The following is a 1161-nucleotide window of genomic DNA, read 5'->3' as shown; positions in this document are numbered from 1 at the left end:
CCCCCCCCCCCCCCCCCCCCCCCCCCCCCCCCCCCCCCCCCCCCCCCCCCGCTTTAGATGTGTATAAGAGACAGCGTTACTTCCGTACCACCGACCAAGTTGCAGTCAGGTAATACGTTTGCGTCAATGACCATCGTACGAATACGGTGATCCAGAGACAGCGGGTTGAAAGTAGAGCGTTGCCCGTAAGCCACGTTATCGACCTTCATGAACGTTCTTTCAAGAATTTCCCGTGGGATGCTTGACTTCACGTCCGAGATTGCTTTCTGAATAGGATTCACGATAGCGTCTCCGGTTAATAAAGAAGACCCTGCGGTCATTCAATAACGCGCCATAAACCCCCTTGCTGTAAAAAAAGATATAACGGTGGTATCTATTGAGAGTAATGCGCTCTTAGTTCAAATCGAGTTTCCAGCTTTAACCAATCGCTTCACATTCTCACTTGACGAGAAAAGCTATCGAAAGCATTCGACGCTTAGTGGAGATTAGTTAAATGTATATGCACGACTGGAAAGAAACTCAACTCGCTGGTTTGGAAAGCGATTTCAATCTACAAGGCACAGAGCTGGATGGAGCAGAGATCTTGTTGGCTTCGTATACGTACGAGGACTACTCGGGTTCGGCTTACGTCCTGTTCCGTAAAGACGGTAAGTTGTGGGAAGTGTACGGTAGCCACTGTTCATGCTACGGCTTAGAGGAAGACCAATGGGAGCCTGAAGAGACTAACTTGGAAAACCTCGAGCGGTTGGTGGATAAGGCACACTGGACAGTTTCTGACTGCCATGCTGAGCTGGTAGAGATCGTTAGAAAGCTGCGCGCTGAGTCCTAACCGTTAATGGCTGGAAACTCCGTTTGGACACCTCGTCTAATCTTGATAGCTAGGAAGTTAAAAAATGGAACAAGGTAAAGTTCGTCTGTATGGCTGTGGTGGTCTGGGTACCAACATCGTCAAAGACTACATCGGTCGCAAGATCGCTCCTGGCTTCGCTACCCCGATGGTCAGCTTCGTCGACACCAGTCGCTCCAACCTGTCTGGCATCGAAGACGAAAGCTCGATCTTCGTACTCGAGAATACCGACGGCTCCGGTAAAGTGCGTAAAGAGAACCACGCACAGATCTCCGCAGCGGTCAAGCAAATCCTGCTCAAGCAAACTCCTGAAG

General features: G+C 50.3%; 3 protein-coding genes. 2 read left to right on the top strand and 1 reads right to left on the bottom strand.

Features of this window, described 5'->3' with window-relative positions; genetic code table 11:
• Positions 1–53 precede the first annotated feature (53 nt).
• Positions 54–320: a DUF7484 family protein gene (locus H8Z83_RS20460; protein WP_436231659.1), complete on the bottom strand. Its 267-nt coding sequence runs from the start codon at positions 318–320 to the stop codon at positions 54–56.
• 173 nt (positions 321–493) lie between these two features.
• Here H8Z83_RS20460 and H8Z83_RS19130 point away from each other — a divergent pair, with 173 nt between their 5' ends.
• Both H8Z83_RS19130 and H8Z83_RS19125 read left to right on the top strand, forming a co-directional pair.
• Entirely contained in the window at positions 494–829 is a 336-nt protein-coding gene (locus H8Z83_RS19130) for a hypothetical protein (RefSeq protein WP_187016480.1), read from the top strand.
• Positions 830–893: 64 nt separating this feature from the next.
• The coding region (locus H8Z83_RS19125; protein ID WP_187016479.1) for a hypothetical protein at positions 894–1161 on the top strand (268 nt) is incomplete at its 3' end.

Source organism: Dysosmobacter segnis (assembly GCF_014297285.1).
Taxonomy (GTDB): Bacteria; Bacillota; Clostridia; order Oscillospirales; family Oscillospiraceae; genus Oscillibacter; species Oscillibacter segnis.
The sequence above is the reverse complement of the archived record's forward strand: the minus strand, read 5'-3'. Positions and strand labels throughout refer to the sequence as shown.

Bases quoted from the DNA above. Each gene is read 5' to 3' on its own strand.
- H8Z83_RS20460 (WP_436231659.1), bottom strand. From the start codon at position 320: ATGACCGCAGGGTCTTCTTTATTAACCGGAGACGCTATCGTGAATCCT.
- H8Z83_RS19130 (WP_187016480.1), top strand. From the start codon at position 494: ATGTATATGCACGACTGGAAAGAAACTCAACTCGCTGGTTTGGAAAGC.